This is a genomic window from Ruminococcus callidus ATCC 27760, from assembly GCF_000468015.1.
Taxonomy (GTDB): Bacteria; Bacillota; Clostridia; order Oscillospirales; family Ruminococcaceae; genus Ruminococcus_C; species Ruminococcus_C callidus.
Window position 1 is genome coordinate 481 of the sequence record NZ_KI260358.1, and the last position, 22,299, is coordinate 22,779.

Below are 22,299 nucleotides of genomic sequence, written 5' to 3' on the forward strand. Positions count from 1 at the left end.
CGGCTGCTGCCGCCGTAACATTACCCTTTTCACACTTGAAATTGGGGGGTAAGGTCAGCGGCGACTCGCCGCCGCCGCATGCTAATCCGATGAAGAACTACTATTTTCGCCGCGGAGCGTTGCATCATCTTCAGAAATGATGTACCACTTCTCCCCGATCTTGCCCAGTGTGGGATAGACCACATCTGTGCCGGAGTCATTGCTGCCGGAGAAGTTCCGCTTGACTTCCAGCGTTACTGCGTCGGAAATATCGGCACCCTCATTGCCCAGCATTTTCTCCATATCGGTATTCCACTCGGATACGCCGGCATCGCCCTGTGAGGACATGCCCTGGATCTGATAGGTCACCTTGACATCGTCGCCGTAGGTTTCCTTCCATTCCTGCACCGTGTTGTTGCAGCCCTCTGTGAAACTCTCCACAACGTCGTCCTCAGACTTGCTGTAGGTTTTCATGTAATACGTCCAGTACTCCGGCGGTGCCATCAGCTGAGTCAGGGTCTGTCCGTCTGCGGAGAGCACCGCAGTATAATAACTGCTGAGTACGTCGGCATAGTCTGACGAATCCGGTGCGGCTTTCTGTGCCTTTTGTTCTTTCTGATACCAGAACAGTCCGCCGAACGCCAGCCCTGCCGCTGCCGCTACCATGATGATACCGGCAATGATGCGGATATGCCGGCGTTTTCTTGCCGCCTGCTCTGCCTGTTTTTGATTTCGGGTGGTTTTCTTTGCCATTGCTGATCGATTCCTCCGTTACCAGACGTTATAGCCGTTATTCTGGCACACATAGTCCATGTCTTCCATTGCTTTCATACAGCACCAGCGGCTGCCGATCTTGACGAACGTCGCCTTCTCCGAAGCCTTGGTGCCGCCGTCATCAATGGTCAGGCTGACTTCTACGGCTTTGCTGATCTCCACGGTAATGTCATAACTGGTGTGGAGTTCGTCCTCCAGTGCGGCGAGCTCATCGGCATCACTGATGTGCTGCACATGCCCGATGTCATAGGACATTCTGCCCTCTGTGCCGTAGTTTTCATTCCAGTAGTCGAAGTAGTCGCTCATCATGGACTTGACTTCCCGCCGTGTGGTGGAATAGGTGCTTTCCAGATAGTCCATATACGCGTCCGGCACCAGTGCGGTATACATGCTGCCGCTGGAATAATCCACCCCTTTGACATAGCGGAATACCGCCAGCTTATAGCCCCAGAAAAAGACGTAGTACACCACCGCCAGCAGGATCAGCACAAACGCCACAGCGGCGGCGACGATCCTTCGGGTGCGGCGGAACTTCTTTTCCTGTGCCGCCCGCCGGAGTTCCTCCGGATCTTCGGCAGCGATGCCGTCAGCTTTTTCCAGATCTGCCGGTGCAGAGAGAAAAGGCATGGAAAATTTTTCTGCCGTGGGGGACGGCTCTTTTTTCGCCTGCTCCTCTGCCGCCGGCTTCTTGGGACGGGGCAGGATCTCACCGCATTCCGGACAGATCACGGCACGTTCGGGGGCTTCATATCCACAGTGTTCACATTTCATTGCTGTTCTTTACTCCTTGCGGCAAACTGCCATTGCCCTTAACCTACACTCTGGCTTGCATTATAGCAGGCAGTTGCATAACTATACATTGCATCGTACACATACCACTGTCCGTCGATCTGGGTCATGGTAAGATAGGTGTCGTTGCTTTCATCGTTCATCTTTACGGTCATGCTGACATCTACGGCAGCATCGCCGGCAATGCCATAGGTTTCCAGACCGTCATTCAGTTCTGACAGTTCTTCATCGGCAACGTCTGTGCCGCCGGTCACATCTACAGAGAGTTCCGGTGTGCCGTCCTCGCCGAAGCTGCCGGAAACCATTTCCTCCAGCATGCTGGTCAGATAGCTTTCTGCATCGCTCTGGCTGACACCGTATTCGGCATCGATCAGTTCCCACCAGCTTTCCGGCACCAGTGTGGACATGGTAGCTGCATCTGCATTTACAACGGCGTTCCAGTAGGTCTGTACCATATCGCCGAATTCTGCGATATACTTGGCAGAAGCGGCATAGTCAGAACCGCACAGCTGATCGAAATCGTCCATTGCAGACAGGCTGCACCACTTGCCGTCGATCTTTACCGTCCACAGAGAATAGTCATCGCTGTCGGAATCGTCTGCACCGGTGACGGTACAGGTTGCATCAATGCACACGCCGGTGGAAACTTTCAGACCGAACTTGTCGGTATCTTCCCGCACCGGATCCAGCTGTGCAGAGCTGCCCATGCCGGCAGTTACGCCATTCTGTTCCATTTTGTAGGACAGGTCGCCGCCGAGGGTGTCGGAATAATCCTGCATGTACTGGTTCATCGCTGCCACAGCATCTTCCTCGGACAGGTCGTAGGTATCGGAAATATAATCCCAGAAGCTGTCCGGACAGAGTTCTGCCAGTGCCTCGCCGTCACAGTTGATGTGGGCATTCCAATAGGCAGCATTGTTCTTGGCTGCCTTGGTACCCAGATTGACACCGATTCCGACGATCACGCCCACAACGATCAGGATCAGCAGGATCGGGATCAGGATCAGGGCAACGATCAGACCGGTTTTCTTCTTCTTTTTGGGCGGCTGACCTACCGGCGGCACCGGATTCACAGTGGGATCATAGGGCGGCACATTGGCACCCTGTCCCTGCGGCATCTCAAACGGATTTGCCGCTGCATTGGGGATTCCGCTGCCGGCGGGGGCTGCGGTCGGCTCCGGTGCCGGTGCAGGGGTCGGTGCAGGGGTCGGTGCAGGGGTCGGCTCGGGTGCCGGAGCAGCTGCTTCCGGTGCAGCCATGGGATTCCCGCAGGTCGGACAGAATTTTTTGCCGTCTTCTACGGCAGTTCCACATTTTTTACAAGTCATGTTTTTTCTCCTTATATCATAGTTGGTATTATACTAGTTGGTATTGCCTTGAGTCGGGTTCGGGAAATCGGGTTTGGGAAATAATGGGCTGTTTGAGAGGTTTACTTGTGCAACCGGAAAAGATTACACGGGAGAACCCCTCCGCCAGCTTCGCTGGTTTCCCTGCTCTTATTCGCCGATTTTCATGCCGCAGGAAGTGCAGAAGCGGTTGCCGTCGGGGACAGGCTTTCCGCAGTTGGGGCAGGTGCGTTCCGGTGCAGCCGGCTGGGGCGTTTCCGGTACAGGCTCTGCGGCTGCCGGCTGGTCTGTCATTTCGTGACCGCAGCGGGTACAGAAATGATTCTCCTCCGGAACCGGATTGCCGCAGTTGGGGCAAAGCCGTCCCTGCACTTCTGCCGGTGCAGCCTCCGGAGCAGGAGCCGCTGTTTCAGGAGCCGTAACCACTTCCGGTTCTGCGGGCTGTGCCGCCGGTGCTTCTGCGGGAGCAGCTGCCGGTGCGGGAGATACGGGAGCCGTTTCAGTCGGAACCGGCTGGGGAATCGGCTGTTCTGCCGGAGCGGGAGCCGGAGCCGGTGCAGGCGTAGGTGCCGCAGCCACAAAGGGATTTCCGCAGAAGGTGCAGAACATCGCACCAGCCATGCGGGGCTTGCCGCAGTTCGGACAGCACTCTGCACCAGCCGGAGCCTGTGGTGCCTGAGCAGCCGCCTGACGGGCAGCAGCTTCCGCTTCCCGCTGTGCTCTTTCGGCGGCTTCTCTTGCGGCACGTTCTTCTGCAAGCTGTTTGCCCACCGGATTTTCTGCCCCGCACTTGGTGCAGTACAGCACAGTTTCGGGGATCTCTGCCCCGCAGCCCTGACAGATCAGCAAATGCTTGGTCTTACGGATCTGTTTCCGATATTCTGCGATCTTTTCCTGACTTGCCGCAATGGCAGACAGAAATTCCTGAAATTCCGGTTCCGCGTCTGCGGTATGCAGTTCAGCGTACTTCCTGCCCATATTGAGATAGGCGGCGTTGATGTTCTTTTCTTCATCGTTGATCAGACCATTCAGACGAATGGTTTCGGTAGAAGACTTGGTTTTTTCTACAACGGAATGTGCCGTATTGGTGACAGTTTTTCCAAGTTTATCGAAAAAAGACATATGGATTCCTCTCTTTCTTTTAATGTTACAGGTTCTTTTAATGTTATAGGCAACAGTGTTTCCGGCGATTCTACAATAACATAGAACAACCTATGATACATTATACTATATTTTTCAGTATCATGCAAGCATTTCTCTGCAATTTTCACAACATTTTCATGTTGCGGCAAGCTGCACCCCCATTTCAGGTGTGAAAAGGGCAGTGTTCCGGCGGCGGATTTTTGCCGGCAAAAATTGCGGAAACACTGCATAAAGCCGTCAGGCAGAATTTAGGAAACACTGAATAAAGCCCGCCTGACGGCTTTGCACGCAATCTGCGTGCAGATTTTTCGTCATATTGCCCAGAAATCCCTTGCCATACGGAAAGTATGCCTGCGGAATTTCTATGCAATCTGCCGAAAAATCTGACGACGCATCTTACGCACAAGCTTTGCTCGGTGTTTCTTTTATGCAGTGTTTCCGCAATCGTACAAAGGCAATACCGCACAATCTTTGTGCGGTATTGCCCAAGAAAAACCACGACTGCTGGCGAACCAGCTCAAATGATGTTTGTTGATGTATGTTAAAATGTTGAAAACTATGTTGAAAACATTGTATCATCTGTAGAAATTACGCCGGCAGTTCTCCCTGCACCAGCTGTGCGGCAGGGTAGTAGTGACATAGAATTTCCTGCCAGTCTGCTCCGTCTTTTGCCATAGCATTGGCTCCATACTGGCTCATGCCCACGCCGTGCCCGTAGCCCTTGGTGGTGAATACCAGCTTGCCGTCCTGCACGTCCACGGAGAACACCGCCGACCGCAGCCCCAGCATCTGCCGCAGTTCCTGACCGGAGCAGGTTTTTCCGCCCACAGTGACTTCCAGAACCGTCCCCGACTGGGAACACGCTCCTACCTGCACCCATTTCGCCATATCCGTGTCCCAGACTGCATCGGGCAGTGCGTCCTGCACAGCCGCCTGAAATTCCTCGCCGGTGAACGATGCGGTTTCCAGATACCGCGGGGCAGAGGTGTCTGCTTCGCTCTCCACTGGAACAAGGTATTCCACCTTGCTGCCCCAGACGGTTTCCGCACTTTCCGTGGTGCCGGCGGACATGGAGCAGAACGCCGCAATGATCGGCGTGCCGTCGTATTCCAGTACATAGGGCAGCACCTCGTCCACGGCGGCGGTGATCTTGGCGTAGGAAGCTTCGAAGTTGTCCTCGTAGTACTGCCGTGCCTGATTTTCCGTGAAGCACGCCTGATACTGGCTGCTGTCGTTGGAAAAATCCGCCCCGCACAGTTCCGCGGTGGGGTGGGACTGTTCCAGCAAATGCTGCCGTTCCGCATATGTATGTGCCGCAACAGCCTGTGCTTTCAGTGCCTCTGGTTCAAAGGTGGCAGGCATCTCTGCACACACTGCCCCGATCACATAATCCCGCACGGAGAGTTCCTCCACCTTGCCGCTGGTGATGTCCAGCATCTGATAGTTTTCACACAGGTCAGCCCGTCCGGCAGGTTCTGCCGTGGTGGAAGTGGCGGTTTCTGCGGGGATCGTGGCAGTTTCCGTGGCGACCGGCGGCTCTGCCGCATCGGAGGCAGGGGCGGCGAAGCGGGACGGGATCACGGTAAAAAGAAATAATATACCGGTGAAGCCGCCTAAAATCATCAAATATTTTTTCATTGGTGCGATCCGCTTTCCTTTCTTTTGTTTTCTGGTGAATTGGGATTTTGTTCCAATTTTTCTGCCGCACAAAAAAACCGCAAAACGATTGACAGGAGGCGGTTTTTTGTGTATAATATAAGGTAACGATTAAAAAGGAGGCAATCTCTATGACACCGCAACTGATTTACAACCACAGCATCGAGGATTCTGATATTCATAATTTATGTGAAGACCTGGTGCAATATTCCGATATTGCTCCGAAATATTATGAACGCTTCGATGTGAAACGCGGCTTGAGAAATGCAGACGGTTCCGGCGTCATTGCTGGGATTACCCGTATCTGTATGGTACACGGCTACGTGATGAGCGAGGGCGAACGCCAGCCGATCCCCGGCCAGCTCATCTACCGCGGTTATGATATTAACGACCTCATTGAAAATGCAGAACGGGAAGACCGCTATGTGTTTGAGGAAGTCGCATACCTGCTGCTGTTCGGCAGGCTCCCCAACGGGGCAGATCTGGAACGCATGACCCGTTCGCTGGGTGTGCGGCGGGAACTGCCGCCGGGATTTCTGGTGGACTCCATTATGCAGTCCCCGTCCAACAACATCATGAACAAGCTGGCGAGAAGTATCCTGTCCCTGTATTCCTATTCGGACGTGACAGAAAACACCACTATTGAAGATGAAATGTCCATCGCTCTGGATCTGATCGCCAAGATGCCCATTCTCATGGACGGTGCCTATCAGGCAAAGCGGCACAAGTATGACAACGCCAGCCTGATTATGCACCCGCTGCGTCCGGAGGAAAACACCGCAGAATCCATTCTGTCCCTGATCCGGAACGACCGTTCCTATACCAAGGCAGAGGCACAGCTGCTGGATACCCTGCTGGCACTCCACGCAGACCACGGCGGCGGAAACAACTCCACCTTTGCCTGCCGCGTGGCAACGTCCTCCGGTACAGACCCCTTTGCGGCATATACCTCCGCGATCAACTCCCTCAAGGGACCCCGCCACGGCGGTGCGAACATCAAGGTCATTCAGATGCTGGACGACATCAAGGCACACGTGGCACACTGGGAGAACGAGGGCGAAGTGGCAGACTACCTCACCAAGATCCTCCGGAAGGAAGCCAACGACGGCTCCGGTTTGATCTACGGTATGGGACATGCGGTATATACGCTGTCCGACCCCCGTGCAGTGATCCTGAAGCGGAAAGCAATGGCTCTGGCTGCGGGCAAGGAGATCGAACGGGAGTTCAGACTGCTGGATACGGTTGAAAAGCTGACACCGGAACTGATGAAATCGGTCCGCGGCAATGACAAGGTGGTCTGTGCCAATGTGGACATGTACTCCGGTCTGGTGTATCGCATGCTGGGCATTCCGGACGAGTTGTTCACGCCGCTGTTCGCCACCGCCAGAATGGTGGGCTGGGCGGCACACCGTATGGAAGAGCTTCTCACCGGAAAACGAATTATCCGACCGGCATATAAGGCGATCGCAAAGTCGAAGGAGTACGTTCCGCTATGCGATCGGTAAAGCATTCTATGATGCGGCGGCGGCGGTGGCTGCCAGCCGCATTTTGCCTACTTTGCTGCCTGCTGTTTTCCGGCTGTACGCCGGGGGCGACGGTGGATTCCCTGCTGAAACCGCCCAGTCTGAGCAAGGAACAGCAGCAGATCTATCTGGCACTACAGGACGCAGTGGGCAGCGGCATCACCCTGCAATACCCCAGAGCCGGAGCCAATCTGTCTGCCTTTACGGTAGTCGATCTGGACAACGACGGCGAGGACGAAGCGTTGGTGTTCTATAAGAAAACCAGCCTTACCGCCATGGAAAACGGTCTGCGGCTCAGCGTATTGGATCAGGTGAAGGGGGAGTGGATGTCGGTCTGCGACCGTCCGGCAGACGGCACGGAAGTGGAACGCATCGTCATCTCTCCCATGGGCAGCGAAGATTCCCAGAATCAGATCTTCGTGGGCTACAGCGGCGTAGACCAGTCGGACAAATCCCTGACCGTCTACCGCTACAGCGACAGCGAAGTGCAGCAGCTGTTCACTGCCGCGTATACCATGTTTGACGTGGCAGATCTGGACGGCGATCAGGCACAGGAACTGCTGGTGCTGGGGAAACTCACCGAAAACACTTCCTCCTCTGCGGCAATGTACCGCCTGCAAAACGGGACGGTAAAGGACAATGGCAAGCTGGATCTGCGGACTGGCTTTACGGATTTCAGTCAGGTGCAGTACGGCAGACTGGAGGACGGCACCACCGGCATCTATATCGACGGTGCCATAGGTCCCTCCTCGCTGCAAACGGAAGTCCTCCACGTACAGGGAGAAACGCTGGCGTATGTGCTCGCCGACAGCGATGTGGTGGCAAAGACCAATCGCTCTGTAGGCTATCTGTCCATGGACTTGGACGAGGACGGCAGCGTGGAGATTCCGGTGCAGGAGCCGTTTCCCGGCTATGGTGCAGATTCCTCCGATCAGGTGCGGCTGACACGCTGGCTGGGCGTTTCCGGCAGCCAGCTGCAAGAGAAAATGCGGGGGTATTTCAGCCTGAATGACGGCTGTATGTTCCTGCTGCCGCAGTCGTGGTACGATAAAGTGACGGCAGTGACGGATACCCTCACGGGAGATATTGTCTTTTGCCGCTATGACGGCGAGATGAACGACCATATGACAGAGCTGCTGCGGTACAGCGTGGCACAGGATACGGAATCACAGGAAGAACGGGACACGGAGGGCTATCAGCTGCTCCACACCCGCGGCAAAGCTTCCTATTATATGAAAGCCGCCGAAACCGACGACCCGCTGGCACAGCCGTGGCAGAACCTTATGGTGCGGTTCCGGTTCGTGCAGTGAGTGGCGGGAGCGTGACGGCTGGGCGTTTTTGGTATGGATCAGATTTCACAGAGGATCCCATACATTCCCCAGATCAAACCCAAACAGAGGTGTACCCAAACAGAGGTGTAGAGATGAAACGAATTTTAGTGTGTGAAGATGAAGATGTGATTCGGGACTTTGTCGTCATTAACCTCAAGCGTGCCGGCTATGACGTTTGTGATGTCGGCTGCGGCGAGGACGCACTGCGTGTGTTCGAAGAAGAACACGGCAATTTTGACATTGTCCTGCTGGATATTATGATGCCCGGCATTGACGGCTTTACCGTCTGCAAAAAGCTGCGGGAAAAGAGTTCTACCATCGGCATCATTATGCTGACTGCCAGAACACAGGAAATGGATAAGGTCAGCGGGCTGATGTTCGGGGCGGACGACTATATCACAAAGCCGTTTTCCCCCTCGGAACTGACAGCCAGAGTGGACGCGATCTATCGCCGTGTCTGCATGAGCTTTATCAAGGACGAACAGTCGCCGGTGATCGAAAGCGGCCCGTTTACCCTGAATCTGAAAAGCCGCACCGTCACCAAAAACGGCAAGCTGATTGACCTGACACAGGTGGAATACCAGATCATGGAGTATTTTCTCAATAACCAGAATACGGCACTGGATCGTGCCAGCATTCTGAACCATATCTGGGGCGACGGTTATTTCGGCGATGATAAAATTGTCGATGTCAATATCCGCCGCATTCGCATGAAGATTGAAGAAGAACCCAGCAAGCCGCAGTATATTACGACGATCTGGGGTTATGGATATAAGTGGAATGACAAATAAACGCAGACGCAGCCCGAAAAAACGTGCCGGAAGTTCGATCACCCGCCGCTGGGTCATCAACAATCTGGGGATCATTGCACTGGTGCTGACAGTGCTGGATTTCGCGTTTATCTACATCATGCAGAATTATTATTATAGTGCTTCTCAGCAGTATCTGAACACGAAGATCAGTTCCGTGACCGGTGTCCTGAGCCGCTATGCACAGGACGCGGACATCAACTTTTCCTCGGAAATGCGGAGTACCATCGAAAACTTTTCCGACAAGGACAAAATGGAACTCATGGCGATCAATTCCCGCGGACGGGTGGCACTGACCTCCTCCGGCTTCACACCGGCGGAGGGTGCCGCCATGCCGGATTATGAAGCCGTCATGGACGGCGGCGACGGCTACTGGGTCGGCAAGCAGGGCGGTGAAACCATTATGGCGGTTTCCGTGGATATTTCCGATATGAACACGGAATACAACGCCATTCGGGTGGTGGCTTCTCTGGAACAGATCCAGAGCACAGTGAATTCCTATGTGTGGGGTGTCAGTGCCTTGTGTGCCGGCGTGCTGCTGCTGCTGGTGGTGACCGGACTGTATTTCATACGCTCCATTGTCCGCCCCATTAAGCAGATCAACGCCACGACCAAGAAATACGCCAAGGGAGATTTCTCTGTCCGCATTCAGGAGAACAGCAGCGACGAGATCGGCGACCTCTGCGTGTCCATTAACCAGATGGCGGACGAACTCTCCAATACGGAGAACATGAAGAACGAGTTCATCTCCTCGGTGTCCCATGAACTGCGGACACCGCTGACGGCGATCAAGGGCTGGGCGGAAACCATGTGCATGGAAGCCGACCCCGACACCGTACAGCGTGGCGTGCATGTCATCGTGAACGAAACCGAACGGCTGTCCGAAATGGTTGAGGAACTGCTGGATTTTTCCCGCATGCAAAGCGGACGGTTCTCGCTCCAGTGTGCCACCATGGACGTGCTGGCGGAACTGGGGGACGCGGTGCTCATCTATACCGAAAAGGCAAAGCGGGAGAATATCCGCATCATCTATCAGGAACCGGAAATGCTGCCCTTTGTCTACGGGGATAAAAACCGTATCCGGCAGGTGTTCATCAACGTCATTGACAACGCCATTAAGTACTCCAATTCCGGCAGCACCATTACCATTAGTGCGGAAGAAGTGGGGAACATGATACAGGTGACGATCACCGACAACGGCGTGGGCATCAGCGAAGCCGACCTGCCCCGCGTCAAGACCAAGTTTTTCAAGGCAAACCACACCCGTCGCGGCTCCGGTATCGGACTTGCTGTGGCAGATGAGATCATTACCATGCACGGCGGCAGGCTGGACATTACCAGCGAACTGAACGTGGGAACCAATGTGACCATTACGCTGCCGGTAGAGCCGCAACGCCGCAGCAGTGCCACCACATAACACGAAGGGAGCAGAGATGCAGAAGTACCCAAGGCAACACCGCACAAAGCCCGCCTGACGGCTTTGTACGGTGTTGCCATAAGGGTGTCAGGCTGGACGTTGATGCAGACTGGGACGTTGTGAAAAACACGATCTCGATTGAATGAGAAAGGAAACAGATACATATGGCAAAACAACCCAGAGAAAACCCCAAGCACATGACCAAGATCGGCGGACAGGCACTGATCGAGGGCGTGATGATGAAAGGGGCAGACACCGGTGCAATGGCGTGTCGCCTGCCCAACGGCGAGATCGACGTAGAAACGTGGGCGGAGAACAACGGCAAAAATATGCCGTGGTACCGGAAGTGTCCTTTTGTGCGGGGCAGCTTCAACTTCGTTCTGTCCATGAAAGACGGCTATCGCTGCCTGACTAAGTCGGCAGAAAAACAGGTTCCGGAGGACGGAGAAGACGACACCGAAGAAATGAACCGCTTTGAAAAATGGCTGGACGAAAAGCTGGGGGATAAGCTGTTCGGCATCATTATGACCATTGGCATGATCGTCGGCATTGCCGTTGCCATTGGTCTGTTTGTATTCCTGCCGAAATTCCTCATCGGGCAGCTGATCTCCCACACCGCCATTCCCGACAACAGCCGCTTTGTGCGGTCGCTGCTGGAGGGCATTATCAAGATCGCGATCTTTTTGGGGTACATGGCGTGTACCGGTCTGATGAAAGATATTCGCCGTACCTATGAATACCACGGGGCAGAACACAAGACCATCGCCTGCTATGAAGCGGGCGAGGAACTGACCGTGGAGAACGTCAAAAAGCACACTCGTTTCCACCCTCGCTGCGGAACCAGTTTTATTTTCATCACCCTGATCGTCAGCATTCTGGTAATGTGCATCGTGCCCATTTATCAGGTGCTGCCCCGTGTGATCGTCAGCATTCTGCTGCTGCCGGTGGTGGTCGGGATCTCCTATGAGTTTATCCGTATCGCCGGCAAAAGCAACAACTGGCTGACCCGTGCCCTGTCGTGGCCCGGTCTGCAAATCCAGCGGATCACCACGCGGGAACCGGACGCATCACAGATCGAGTGTGCCATTGCTGCACTGAAGCCCTGCATTCCGGAGGACATGGAGGACGACAAGTGGTAAATACGCCCCGTGCCGCCATGCAGGCGGTGCAGCAGAAACTGGCAGAAGCGGGACTGGATTCGGTGCAGTTCGAAAGCCGCATTCTGCTGGAAACCGTGCTGGAACTGCCCTATGGGGCACCTCTCCCGCAGCAGCCCCTGACCGGAGCCCAGCAGCAGCGTCTGGCGGAACTGACCGCACGCCGCTGTGCCCATGAACCGCTACAGTATCTCTGCGGCACATGGGAATTTTTCGGGCTGGAGTTTCAGGTGGGAGAGGGTGTGCTGATCCCGCGGCAGGATACCGAAACATTGGTGGAAGCGGTGCTGGAACTGCGAAAGAATGAGCCGTCCACCTGTTTGCTGGATCTTTGCAGCGGCTCCGGCTGTATCCCGTCGGCACTGTCGGTGCACCTGTCCGGTGTCACCGGTGCCGTGCTGGAACTTTCGCCGGAAGCAATGGGCTATCTCCGGCAGAACCTGAAACGCCACGCTCCCCAGCTGGAGTGCATCGCCGGGGACGTGCTGCACCCGCCGGCGGAACTGCTGCACCGGCAGTTCCACATCATCACCTGTAACCCGCCCTATCTCACCGCAGCAGATATGGAGCAGCTTCAGCCGGAAGTCGCCCGTGAACCGGAAACCGCCCTGTTCGGCGGCACCGACGGGCTGGACTTCTACCGAAAGCTGACTCCCCTGTGGAAGCCGGCACTCCGGCCGGCTGGCTGGCTGGTGTATGAGGTGGGAGCAGGACAGGCACCGGACGTGGAAGCGATCCTACAGGAAAACGGCTATGCCCAGGTACACACCGTCCCCGACCTCACAGGCATCGGACGCGTCGTGCTGGGGCAGCGGTAGGAATTTCGGGATATGCGGCGGGGTGCGGAAATCAATTTTCAAAAATATGTTGATTTAAATTGTGCCAAATTATGAAGTTTGACAAGTGAGGCTCCCCTGAAAGGGCACCCGCAGGGCGTGCCTTGTGCTGAGCTGGCAGTGCGTAGCACTGACTGAGGGGTTTCCACTTATGCCGAAAACGTCATAAAAAGAGTTTACGAAAAACCCCTCCACCACCTAACGGTGGTTCCCCTCGTACTGAGCGGTCCCCTCTGCCCTGCGGGCATCTCCCCACCCCGTGGGGAGTCACCCCTTTCAGGGGAGGCTGATTCCTATCGTTTTGTAGTAGGGGCAGATGCCCACATCTGCCGGTGACGATTGACCGTAAGGAGCGAATGCATTCGCTATACCAGATAAAGGACGATAATTTATGGCAAAAGCAGATCTGAAGAAAAAGGTGGTACTGGATATTCCCACCACCGAGGAAGAAAAGAAAAAGGCACTCCAGAGTGCCATTGCACATATCACAAAAGTATACGGTACCGGTGCGATCATGCGGCTGGGGGAGAACAAGGCGAACCTGAATGTGGAAGCCATTCCCACCGGCTCCATGATGCTGGACATGGCTCTGGGCATCGGCGGCGTACCCCGCGGCCGTATCGTGGAACTGTACGGACCGGAAAGTTCCGGTAAGACCACCGTTGCTCTGCACATTATCGCAGAGGCACAGAAAATGGGCGGCGAAGTGGCGTTTATCGACGTGGAACACGCCCTCGACCCCACCTATGCCGAAGCACTGGGCGTGAACATCGACAACCTGCTGGTTTCCCAGCCGGACAGCGGTGAACAGGCTCTGGAAATTGCCGAAGCACTGGTACGCTCCGGAGCCATTGACGTGCTGGTCGTGGACTCTGTGGCAGCCCTCACCACCAAGGCGGAGATCGACGGCGAAATGGGTGACAGCCACGTGGGACAGCTGGCACGTCTGATGTCCCAGGCAATGCGGAAGCTGACCGCCGTGATCTCCAAGTCCAAGTGCGTGGCGATCTTCATCAATCAGGTGCGGGAAAAGATCGGCGTGATGTACGGCAATCCGGAAACCACTCCCGGCGGCCGTGCCCTGAAATTTTACGCTTCTGTCCGCATGGAAGTCCGCCGCGGCGAACCCATTAAGGACGGCAGCAGCCAGATCGGCAACCGCACCAAGGTGAAGATCAACAAGAACAAGGTCGCTCCGCCGTTCCGCGAAGCCGAGTTCGATATTCTCTACGGACAGGGCATCTCCCGTACCGGCGAGGTCATCGACGTGGCTGTGGAACTGGGCATCGTCAAAAAGGGCGGTGCGTGGTTCAGCTATCAGGATCAGAAGCTGGGACAGGGACGGGAAAACGCCAAGAAAATACTGGAGGACAACCCCGAACTGATGAAGGAGATCGAAGCCCAGATCCTGGAACACAAGGACGAACTCATGGCATCGACCAAGAAGAAAAAGAAGAAGTCCAAGCTGGAAGAAGCTGCGGCAAAGGCTGCCGGAGAGAACACCGAGGCACCGGAGGACGGCGGCGAAGTGCTGGAAGCCGAGGGCGAGTTCAACTCGCTGGAGGACGGCGAAAATCTGGAGATCAGTGCAGAGGACGACTTCGAAGAATTCGATCCGGCGTAAGGTGACGGCACAGCATGACCATTACCACACTGGCTGCCCATAAGGGCAACACCTGGAAACTCGAGCTGGACGACTCCGGCGAACTGTATTTTCTCCACGTTTCTGTGGTGCAGCGGTGCGGTCTGCAAAAGGGCATGACGCTGACACCGCAGCAGTGGGAGCAGGTGCAGACTACGGAACTCGCCCGCAAGGCGTACCAGTACGCCTGCTTCCTGCTGGATCGGCGGGGCTACAGCTATCAGGAAATGTTCCGGAAGCTGGAGCCGAAATATCCCCAGTCCGTCTGCTATGCCACAGTAGACCGGCTGGCGAAGTTCGGGCAGATCAATGACCGAGCCTATGCGGAACAGCTGGCACACCACTATGTGGAAGTGAAGCACTTCGGGCTGCGGCGGGCACGGCAGGAGATGTACCGGCGGGGACTGCTGGACGAACACATCACCGAGGCACTGGAGCCCTATGAGGACGAGGTGACAGGGGGAATATTGGAGGAATTGGTGGCGGGGAAGTACCGGAAGTATTTTCTGGATCCCGACGACCGCCGGACGATTGAAAAGGGGAAAGCTGCACTGGTACGGCAGGGGTATCGCTTCAGCGAGATCAACGCCGCGGTGCAGGCATTTTTGGAAGAAATGGAAAATGTGGAATAAGGATCTCAAGCAGGAGATTTGGAGGGGTATTATGCAGACAGAAAGAAGGATCGCGAAATGTGCCGTGCTGGCAGCGTTGGTGCTGCTGGGTGGAGCCTGCACCAAAATCGATGCAGTGCGTTCCGACGGCAAACAGACACAGGAGGCCGTTATGGCGGCAGCTTCGGCGGCGGAAGTTTCCACCACAGCCGAAACCACAACGGCAGCGACAACCGAAACCACAACGACTACCGTGACTACTACAGTGACGACGACTACTGCGGCAGGGATCTGCCAGCCGTTTATCGATGAGAACGCCAATATCGACCCCTCAAAGCCTATGGTGGCACTGACCTTTGACGACGGTCCGGGGCAGTATACCAACAGCATTCTGGACACGCTGGAAGCCTATCAGGCACACGCCAGCTTTTTCGTGGTGGGACAGAACATCAATGACGAAACCAGTGCTGTGATGCAGCGTGCCGTGGGGCTGGGCTGTGAGATCGGCAGCCATACGGAAAACCATGCCGATCTGGTCAAGGCAGATGCGAACACGTTCCAGCAGGAGATCCAGCAGGCAGACGACCGCATCTTGCAGGCGATCGGACGCTATCCCTATTTTCTCCGTCCGCCCTACGGGGACTTCAACGATGACGTTCGCCGCCACGTGGGGAAACCGCTGGCGTTCTGGTCGGTGGACACCAAGGACTGGAAAACGCGGAACACTGCCAGCACTGTCAGTGCAACCCTGAACAACATCGAGGACGGTGATGTGGTGCTGATGCACGACATCTACGGGGAAACGGCTGCGGCAGTGGCACAGATCGTGCCGTCGCTGGTGCAGCAGGGCTATCAGCTGGTGACCCTTAGCGAGCTGACGTATTATCGGGGCGTGGAAATGGAGAACGGCATGATCGTTTTCAACATGCACCCCGCCAACCCCAACTATAAGCTGCCGCCGGATCCGGACGTACCGGAACCGCAGACCACACCGGCTCCGGAAACGGAAACCACTACGGAAACTGTGGCTGCTGCGGGACAGTGATAATTTGCTTCCCCTTTCAGGGGAGGCTGTTTGAAAGGAAAAATCTCTCGGAGAGGGAACAGGCGGCTTGTCCGCTGTAATATTATATCACAACGATCATATGGAGGAAAAAATATGCCAATTCGTGTAGGCATGGTTTCTCTGGGATGTTCCAAGAATCTGGTCGATTCGGAGCGTATGCTGGCAAAGCTGCGTGCCCACGGCTATCAGCTTGTGACAGAACCCGGTGAAGCTGACGTTGCAATCGTAAACACCTGCGGATTTATCCAGTCCGCCAAAGAAGAAGCGATCGAAACCATTCTGGAACTGGGTGCCCTGAAAAAGGACGGCACCCTGAAAAAGATCATTCTGACCGGCTGCCTGACAGAACGCTATCAGGAAGAAGCGGCGGAACTGTTCACCGAGGCAGATGCCGTTATTGGCATCGGCAACAATCGGGACATTGTGGACATTCTCGACCACGTGCTGGCTGGAGAGCGTGTCGTGCAGTTCGGCAAAAAGAGCGATGCTGAACTGAAGGGCGACCGGATCATTACCACCCTGCCCTTTTTCGCATACCTGAAAATTGCCGAGGGCTGTTCCAACAACTGTACCTATTGTGCCATTCCTGCCATTCGCGGACCGTACCGCAGCGTGCCCATGGAGGACGTGCTGGACGAGGCACGCTGGCTGGCAGAGCACCATGTGACGGAACTGATCGTCATTGCACAGGATACCACCCGATACGGTGCCGATCTGTACGGCAAGTCCAGGCTGCCGGAACTGCTGCGGGAACTGTGCCACATTGACGGGATCCGCTGGGTGCGGGTGCTGTACTGCTATCCGGAACGCATCACCGAGGAACTGCTGGACGTGCTGGCAGAGGAGCCCCATATGGTGCCCTATCTGGATCTGCCGATCCAGCACTGCGATGAGGAGATTCTGCGGAGAATGCACCGCCCCGGCAACGAGGAAACCCTGCGGAACCTCATCACCCACATTCGGGAACGGGTGCCGGAGATCACCCTGCGTACCACGCTTATCACCGGCTTCCCCGGAGAAACCAAGGAGCAGTTCAACCGGCTGGGCGACTTCGTGCAGGATATGCAGTTCGATCATCTGGGCTGCTTCGCCTACTCCGAGGAGGAGGGCACCAAGGCTGCCGAATTTGAAGATCAGGTGGACGAAGATGTCCGTGCGCACCGTGCCGATATTCTCATGGAGCAGCAGGCGGAAGTCAGTGCTGCCAAGAATGCGGCAAAGCTGGGCAAGCGAATGACTGCGGTGGTTGAGGGATATGACAAGTACGCCGGCTGTTACTTCGGCAGAACTGCTGCTGATGCACCGGATATTGACGGCAAGGTGTTCATCAAGAGCAGCAGCCGTCTGCGTCTGGGACAGTACATCACGGTAGAAGTTTTCGACACTATGGACTACGACCTGTTGGCGGAGGAGGTAACCGATGAACCTGCCGAATAAACTGACGCTGCTGCGTGTGATCCTGATTCCGTTTTTTCTGGTGATGATGTATGTGGACGCGATCCCGCTACATTTTCTGTGGGCACTGGTCATTTTCGCGGCGGCTTCGCTGACGGATATGCTGGACGGTAAGATTGCCCGTGCCAGAGGGCTGGTGACCAACTTCGGAAAGTTCCTCGACCCGCTGGCGGATAAGGTGCTGGTCATCACTGCCCTGACGGTGTTTGTGGAACTGAAAGAATTCCGCATGTCGGCAATTCCGCTGGTCATCATCATTGCACGGGAATTCATGGTTTCCGGTCTGCGGCTGCTGGCTGCGGAGGAAGGCGTTGTCATTGCCGCAGGCATCTGGGGCAAGCTGAAGACCGCATTCACCATGGTGACCATTGTAGGCGTTATGGCATACCTGTCGCTGGCATATGACTTCGGTCTGGCAGTGCCGGACTTCGTGAAAACGTGGATTCTGGGAGCACTGATCTGGATCTCCACCGCCCTCACCATTATCTCCGGTCTGGTCTATCTCAAGGGCTGCTGGAAGTATATTGACGGGGACAAATAAGATTATAGCTAGAAACAGAAAAAGCACATTGCCAACGGAGCGGTTCCGAGGGCAATGTGCTTTTTGTTTTGGACAAAAACAAGTGATTTGACAACATGCTCGTTTTCTGTTATACTAGAGGAAAGGGCTTATCATTCACGGGTAGGCGGTATTCCTTTTCTTAGCTCCCATAGGTTCCTCTTGAACAGATGGGAGGTGATTCTTTATGATGGACAGCGTTGTAACTTTTGGCGATTTGCTGAAACTGGGGAGTTTTTTCCTCGAATTGGCAACCTTTATCGCATACATCTACTACAATCATAAAAACAGTAATCATCACAATAAGAAAAAATAACCGCCCCTTGCGACCAAACTTGTGACGGTTATTTTTACCTGAAGCTATGGGAGCATACCGCTTGCTTGATAAGCTCTTTTCTATTTTCATTATACTACACTGCGGCAGATTTGTCAAGAGCGAGTGCTTGGAAAATCCCAATATTTTTCCCTGCTTCTATAGACAAAACGAGAAAAATATGCTATAATAACAAACATATAGGCGTTACGGACTGCACAGTTCGTCAGAATGCCCAAAATATCGCTGGGATTCTCCGGTGAACGGGAATTCCGGAAAGGAACATATTATGAAGAACACAGCAACAAAAATCAACTGGAAGGGTATGGAATGCATTCAGCTTTGTGCCGGCGGCTATACCGCACTGATCGCACCGGGAATCGGTTCGAACGTGCTGCGGCTTCACGACGATGCCAACGGCGTGGAATTTTTCCGCTGGGACGAGAACAACACACCGGAGGACATCAAGCAGTCTGCGGAAGTCTGGGGTCTGCCGACCTTGTACCTGCCGAACCGTTTTGCAGACGGCGTGCTGAAAACCTCTGATGCGGCCTATCAGCTGCCGGTAAACGAAGCGGCTCCGTTCCACAACCATATCCACGGTTTCCTTCATAAGCGGGAGCATAACGTTGTGGCATATTCCGCCAATGAGGAAGGTGCATGGCTGCGGACTTCTTATGTGTACAACGAGGAGGATCCGTTCTTCCAGTACATGCCCCTGCGGTTCACAGCGGACTTTTTCTTCGTGTTGAGCGAATACGGTCTGGAGTACAAGTTCTCCATTACCAACCAGTCCCCGAAGAAGCTGCCGGTTTCTGTAGCAACCCACACCACCATTTCTGCCCCCTTTGTAGACGGAGCCAGAGAAGAAGACATTCGCCTGCAAGTGCCGGTAGTGGAAAAGTGGACACTGAACGAACGCTGCCTGCCTACCGGAGAGATCCTGCCGCTGAACGACTACGATAAGGCATACCTGAACGGTACCACCTGTCCGGTAAAGCGGATCGTGGACAACGACATGTACACTGCCGGCAAGCTGACCTATCGGGGCAAGCCGTTCCGCGGAGTACTGATGACCGACACCGCCAGCGGCAAGGGTATCGGCTATGAGGTTTCCGACGGCTATCACTTCTGGATTCTGTGGAATGACCGCGGCGAAAAGCACTACTTCTGTCCGGAGCCGATGACCGCAATGATCGATGCACCGAATCTGGATATGCCGGCAGAAAAGACCGGCTTCACCGAACTGTCCACCGGTGCTACATTCTATCTGGCACAGCATTTCTTCACCACGCTGCCGGAAGAAGCGTAACTCTATGCAGATACAGCAAACTCTCTCCCGTCTGGACGACCTGCTGCACCAGTGCCGGCTGGACGAAGCAGAAACCCTGCTCACCCAAGCCGTTGCACAGGCACAGGCGGAGGCAGACACTGACAGCGAAAAGCTGCTGCGGAACGAACAGATCGGCTTCTATCGGGACTGCGGGAAGTTTCCCGCGGCTCTGGAAACTGCTGCTGCGGCACGGGCACTGTTCGAGCAGACCGGTGAAACCGATACCATTTCCTACGCCACGACCTTGCTCAACTGTGCCAATGCCTATCGGGCTGCCGGAAACTATGAGGACGCTTTTGCCGCCTACAAAACCGTGCAGTCCCTCTATGCCCGCCTGCTTCCGCCGGACGACGGGCGTGTGGCAAGCCTTTGGAATAATCTGGCTCTCCTCTATCAGGAAACAGAGCAGTGGGAGCAGGCTTGCACCTGTCTGAAACAGGCTCTGGAACTGGTACAGCATGACCCCGATCCCACCCGTACCGGCATTTCTGCCGCAAATCTGGCGGTTTCTCTGCTCCGGCTTCACCGGACGGCAGAAGCACTTTGCTATTTGCAGCAGGCGAAAAAAATTTTGATCGGCAAAACGCCTTCGGATTTTCACGTCAGTGCCGTGTATGCCGGCTTCGGGGACGCGTACTATCAGCTGGGGGAATACGTCAAGGCTGCCGATGCCTACGAAAAAGCCCTGCCGGAGATCGAGCTGCACATGGGGCGGAACAATTTCTACGAGATCGTGTCGGAAAATCTGAAGCAGACTTATGCCCGATTGGGCGGCGGCCGTCCGGAGGAGCGGGGATTGAGGCTCTGTGAACGGTACTATATTGCTTTCGGGAAACCGATGCTGGAACGGAACTTCGGGGCGGTCTTGCCGCGGCTGGCGATCGGTCTTGCGGGGGAGGGTTCGGAGTGTCTGGGCTATGATGATGCCCTGTCCCGCGACCACGATTTCGGAGCCGGTTTCTGCATCTGGGTGCCGGACGATCTGCCGGAAGAAACAGTGCAGCAGCTGCGGAACGCTTATGCCGTTTTGCCGAAAAGCTACTGCGGCGTGTCCCGTGTTGCCATGCCGGAGGCAGACGGCAGAGTGGGCGTGTGCCGGCAGAGTGCCTTTTTCCGGCGGCTGCTGGGAACAGACGGCGTGCCGGAAACAGAAGCCCAGTGGCTGGAAATCGAATCCGGCATGCTGGCGGCGGCGTGCAGCGGGGCAGTTTTTCGGGACGACTCCGGCAGCTTCACGGCGGTGCGGCGAAAGCTGTCGCTGGGCTATTCGGAGGAAGTGCGGCTGCGGCGGCTGGCACAGGCACTGGGACGCATGGCACAGTGTGGACAGTACAACTATCCCCGCATGCGGCAGCGGGGCGACTACGCCACGGCACAGCTGTATTTGACAGAATTCTGCAAAAATGCCATGGAAGCGTGTCATCTGCTCCGGAACCAGTACGCTCCCTATGAGAAGTGGCTCCTGCGGAGCACCGCGGAACTGGAGGGCTTCGGAGCACTGGCGGAATCCCTGCGAAACCTGCTGCTTTTGCCGCCGGAGCAGGACGGCAGCGGACAGATCGAGAGCATTTGTGCGGCAATCAGAAAGGAGTGCACAGCAATGGACAAAACCGAAAAAACCACGGCGCAGGCTCCGTTTTTGGCGGATACTGCCAAGACGCTGGCTGCACAGGCGGCGGCTCTGGAAAAGCACCGTGCCACGGTGGAACAGCTGGCGGAACTGGAATTCCGCACGTTCGATAAAGTGCAGGGCATCGGCGGCAGGGCAGCCTGTCAGGACGACTGGGAAACCTTTTCGATCATGCGGCGGAGCCAGTATCTGCCGTGGGAGGAGGAACTGCTGGAACAGTGGTTGGCGGCGTTTACCGCGGCAGTGCAGGCGGGGCGGAATCCCATTATGGAAAAGTACGCCCGCATGATGGAGAGCACAGACCCCCAGCTGTACGCCGGCTTTGCCGACCAGCTGCCGGAACTGTCGCCGGAATTTGTGCAGCTGCGGGAGGCAGTCATTGCCATTCAGATTCCGTGGATGGAGGAATTCACGGCAAAGTATCCGCATCTGGGCAGCCGTGCCCGTGTGATTCATACGGCGGAGGATTCCACGGCACAGACTTCCTACGAAACCTATCTCCGCGGGGAACTTTCGGTGTATCCTTTTGAAGTGCTCTATGGCTATGGCCGTTGGGTGGTGTCGCTGTATCAGGCTGGAAAAAATCTGGCGTGCATGACCATGGCGGAAACCGTTAGAGCATACGGATATGCATCACTGGAAGCCGCAGAACAGGCGTGTGCAGAAACGCCACTGAGTGGAATCCCACTGCAATTGTGAGAAGCTGGCTTTCTGAAAAACGTCGCAGTTTCCTTGCTTTTTAGACTTTGCAAGTGTTTTGAGAGTAAGCCTCCCCTGAAAGGGGTGACTCCCCACGGGGTGGGGAGATGCCCGCAGGGCAGAGGGGACCGCTCAGTACGGGGGGGACCAGCGAAGCTGGTGGAGGGGTTCACCCGTGAAGCGTAACTTCTAGTGCAGCCGTGTCGAAACCGTCCGGCGGAATTCGCTCGT

At 55.5% G+C, this 22,299-nt stretch carries 19 protein-coding genes; 13 read left to right on the top strand and 6 right to left on the bottom strand.

What is annotated here, in order from left to right; translation table 11 throughout:
• Nucleotides 1-81 precede the first annotated feature (81 nt).
• The 5 genes from RUMCAL_RS05345 to spoIID form a co-directional block, all read right to left on the bottom strand.
• Nucleotides 82-732: a hypothetical protein gene (locus RUMCAL_RS05345; protein WP_021681596.1), complete on the bottom strand. Its 651-nt coding sequence runs from the start codon at nucleotides 730-732 to the stop codon at nucleotides 82-84.
• Nucleotides 733-750: 18 nt separating this feature from the next.
• Entirely contained in the window at nucleotides 751-1,524 is a 774-nt protein-coding gene (locus RUMCAL_RS05350) for a zinc-ribbon domain-containing protein (RefSeq protein ID WP_021681597.1), read from the bottom strand.
• A gap of 38 nt (nucleotides 1,525-1,562) precedes the next feature.
• Nucleotides 1,563-2,870 carry a zinc ribbon domain-containing protein gene (locus RUMCAL_RS05355; RefSeq protein ID WP_040647141.1) on the bottom strand — a complete coding sequence of 436 codons (1,308 nt, stop codon included), beginning with the start codon at nucleotides 2,868-2,870 and terminating at the stop codon, nucleotides 1,563-1,565.
• Between the two features lie 168 nt (nucleotides 2,871-3,038).
• The gene (locus RUMCAL_RS16670) at nucleotides 3,039-4,010 is read right to left on the bottom strand and encodes a zinc ribbon domain-containing protein (protein ID WP_021681599.1); all 972 of its coding nucleotides are present in this window, start codon (nucleotides 4,008-4,010) and stop codon (nucleotides 3,039-3,041) included.
• A 609-nt stretch (nucleotides 4,011-4,619) separates the two neighbouring features.
• Nucleotides 4,620-5,669: a stage II sporulation protein D gene (gene spoIID, locus RUMCAL_RS05365; protein ID WP_021681602.1), complete on the bottom strand. Its 1,050-nt coding sequence runs from the start codon at nucleotides 5,667-5,669 to the stop codon at nucleotides 4,620-4,622.
• Between the two features lie 149 nt (nucleotides 5,670-5,818).
• On the opposite strand from spoIID, the gene RUMCAL_RS05370 reads away from it, so the two are divergent.
• The 11 genes from RUMCAL_RS05370 (at nucleotide 5,819) to pgsA (ending at nucleotide 18,075) form a co-directional block, all read left to right on the top strand.
• Nucleotides 5,819-7,192 carry a citrate synthase gene (locus RUMCAL_RS05370; protein ID WP_021681603.1) on the top strand — a complete coding sequence of 458 codons (1,374 nt, stop codon included), beginning with the start codon at nucleotides 5,819-5,821 and terminating at the stop codon, nucleotides 7,190-7,192.
• Complete coding sequence (locus RUMCAL_RS05375) at nucleotides 7,180-8,520, top strand: hypothetical protein (RefSeq protein WP_040647143.1); 1,341 nt, start codon at nucleotides 7,180-7,182, stop codon at nucleotides 8,518-8,520. Before RUMCAL_RS05370 ends, RUMCAL_RS05375 begins: the two co-directional genes overlap by 13 nt.
• Before the next feature lie 113 nt (nucleotides 8,521-8,633).
• On the top strand, nucleotides 8,634-9,332 hold the full coding sequence (locus RUMCAL_RS05380; RefSeq protein WP_040647145.1) for a response regulator transcription factor: 699 nt from the start codon (nucleotides 8,634-8,636) through the stop codon (nucleotides 9,330-9,332).
• Nucleotides 9,322-10,767, top strand: a complete 1,446-nt coding sequence (locus RUMCAL_RS05385) for a sensor histidine kinase (RefSeq protein ID WP_021681606.1) — start codon at nucleotides 9,322-9,324, stop codon at nucleotides 10,765-10,767. Before RUMCAL_RS05380 ends, RUMCAL_RS05385 begins: the two co-directional genes overlap by 11 nt.
• A gap of 164 nt (nucleotides 10,768-10,931) precedes the next feature.
• Nucleotides 10,932-11,906 carry a DUF1385 domain-containing protein gene (locus RUMCAL_RS05390; protein WP_021681607.1) on the top strand — a complete coding sequence of 325 codons (975 nt, stop codon included), beginning with the start codon at nucleotides 10,932-10,934 and terminating at the stop codon, nucleotides 11,904-11,906.
• Complete coding sequence (prmC, locus tag RUMCAL_RS05395) at nucleotides 11,900-12,742, top strand: peptide chain release factor N(5)-glutamine methyltransferase (protein ID WP_051343677.1); 843 nt, start codon at nucleotides 11,900-11,902, stop codon at nucleotides 12,740-12,742. Before RUMCAL_RS05390 ends, prmC begins: the two co-directional genes overlap by 7 nt.
• Before the next feature lie 409 nt (nucleotides 12,743-13,151).
• Nucleotides 13,152-14,384 carry a recombinase RecA gene (recA, locus tag RUMCAL_RS05400; RefSeq protein ID WP_021681609.1) on the top strand — a complete coding sequence of 411 codons (1,233 nt, stop codon included), beginning with the start codon at nucleotides 13,152-13,154 and terminating at the stop codon, nucleotides 14,382-14,384.
• Between the two features lie 14 nt (nucleotides 14,385-14,398).
• On the top strand, nucleotides 14,399-15,034 hold the full coding sequence (locus RUMCAL_RS05405) for a regulatory protein RecX (protein ID WP_021681610.1): 636 nt from the start codon (nucleotides 14,399-14,401) through the stop codon (nucleotides 15,032-15,034).
• 31 nt (nucleotides 15,035-15,065) lie between these two features.
• Entirely contained in the window at nucleotides 15,066-16,058 is a 993-nt protein-coding gene (locus RUMCAL_RS14460) for a polysaccharide deacetylase family protein (RefSeq protein ID WP_051343679.1), read from the top strand.
• 114 nt (nucleotides 16,059-16,172) lie between these two features.
• Nucleotides 16,173-17,516, top strand: coding sequence for a 30S ribosomal protein S12 methylthiotransferase RimO (rimO, locus tag RUMCAL_RS05415; protein ID WP_021681612.1), 1,344 nt, complete (start codon nucleotides 16,173-16,175; stop codon nucleotides 17,514-17,516).
• Nucleotides 17,500-18,075, top strand: a complete 576-nt coding sequence (gene pgsA, locus RUMCAL_RS05420; RefSeq protein ID WP_021681613.1) for a CDP-diacylglycerol--glycerol-3-phosphate 3-phosphatidyltransferase — start codon at nucleotides 17,500-17,502, stop codon at nucleotides 18,073-18,075. Before rimO ends, pgsA begins: the two co-directional genes overlap by 17 nt.
• Before the next feature lie 160 nt (nucleotides 18,076-18,235).
• Here pgsA and RUMCAL_RS15410 read toward each other — a convergent pair whose 3' ends face one another.
• Complete coding sequence (locus RUMCAL_RS15410; protein ID WP_021681614.1) at nucleotides 18,236-18,499, bottom strand: hypothetical protein; 264 nt, start codon at nucleotides 18,497-18,499, stop codon at nucleotides 18,236-18,238.
• Nucleotides 18,500-18,695: 196 nt separating this feature from the next.
• Here RUMCAL_RS15410 and RUMCAL_RS05425 point away from each other — a divergent pair, with 196 nt between their 5' ends.
• Nucleotides 18,696-19,718 (top strand): aldose 1-epimerase, encoded by a 1,023-nt coding sequence (locus tag RUMCAL_RS05425; protein WP_021681615.1) that lies wholly within the window; start codon nucleotides 18,696-18,698, stop codon nucleotides 19,716-19,718.
• A 4-nt stretch (nucleotides 19,719-19,722) separates the two neighbouring features.
• Nucleotides 19,723-22,068 carry a DUF4125 family protein gene (locus tag RUMCAL_RS14465; RefSeq protein WP_021681616.1) on the top strand — a complete coding sequence of 782 codons (2,346 nt, stop codon included), beginning with the start codon at nucleotides 19,723-19,725 and terminating at the stop codon, nucleotides 22,066-22,068.
• Nucleotides 22,069-22,299 lie beyond the last annotated feature (231 nt).

Bases quoted from the DNA above. Each gene is read 5' to 3' on its own strand.
- RUMCAL_RS14460 (WP_051343679.1), top strand. From the start codon at position 15,066: ATGCAGACAGAAAGAAGGATCGCGAAATGTGCCGTGCTGGCAGCGTTG.
- RUMCAL_RS05345 (WP_021681596.1), bottom strand. From the start codon at position 732: ATGGCAAAGAAAACCACCCGAAATCAAAAACAGGCAGAGCAGGCGGCA.
- RUMCAL_RS05380 (WP_040647145.1), top strand. From the start codon at position 8,634: ATGAAACGAATTTTAGTGTGTGAAGATGAAGATGTGATTCGGGACTTT.
- pgsA (WP_021681613.1), top strand. From the start codon at position 17,500: ATGAACCTGCCGAATAAACTGACGCTGCTGCGTGTGATCCTGATTCCG.
- RUMCAL_RS05375 (WP_040647143.1), top strand. From the start codon at position 7,180: ATGCGATCGGTAAAGCATTCTATGATGCGGCGGCGGCGGTGGCTGCCA.
- RUMCAL_RS05350 (WP_021681597.1), bottom strand. From the start codon at position 1,524: ATGAAATGTGAACACTGTGGATATGAAGCCCCCGAACGTGCCGTGATC.
- RUMCAL_RS15410 (WP_021681614.1), bottom strand. From the start codon at position 18,499: ATGAAAATAGAAAAGAGCTTATCAAGCAAGCGGTATGCTCCCATAGCT.
- recA (WP_021681609.1), top strand. From the start codon at position 13,152: ATGGCAAAAGCAGATCTGAAGAAAAAGGTGGTACTGGATATTCCCACC.
- RUMCAL_RS05355 (WP_040647141.1), bottom strand. From the start codon at position 2,870: ATGACTTGTAAAAAATGTGGAACTGCCGTAGAAGACGGCAAAAAATTC.
- RUMCAL_RS14465 (WP_021681616.1), top strand. From the start codon at position 19,723: ATGCAGATACAGCAAACTCTCTCCCGTCTGGACGACCTGCTGCACCAG.
- spoIID (WP_021681602.1), bottom strand. From the start codon at position 5,669: ATGAAAAAATATTTGATGATTTTAGGCGGCTTCACCGGTATATTATTT.
- RUMCAL_RS05390 (WP_021681607.1), top strand. From the start codon at position 10,932: ATGGCAAAACAACCCAGAGAAAACCCCAAGCACATGACCAAGATCGGC.
- RUMCAL_RS05425 (WP_021681615.1), top strand. From the start codon at position 18,696: ATGAAGAACACAGCAACAAAAATCAACTGGAAGGGTATGGAATGCATT.
- RUMCAL_RS05405 (WP_021681610.1), top strand. From the start codon at position 14,399: ATGACCATTACCACACTGGCTGCCCATAAGGGCAACACCTGGAAACTC.
- RUMCAL_RS05385 (WP_021681606.1), top strand. From the start codon at position 9,322: ATGACAAATAAACGCAGACGCAGCCCGAAAAAACGTGCCGGAAGTTCG.
- rimO (WP_021681612.1), top strand. From the start codon at position 16,173: ATGCCAATTCGTGTAGGCATGGTTTCTCTGGGATGTTCCAAGAATCTG.
- RUMCAL_RS16670 (WP_021681599.1), bottom strand. From the start codon at position 4,010: ATGTCTTTTTTCGATAAACTTGGAAAAACTGTCACCAATACGGCACAT.
- RUMCAL_RS05370 (WP_021681603.1), top strand. From the start codon at position 5,819: ATGACACCGCAACTGATTTACAACCACAGCATCGAGGATTCTGATATT.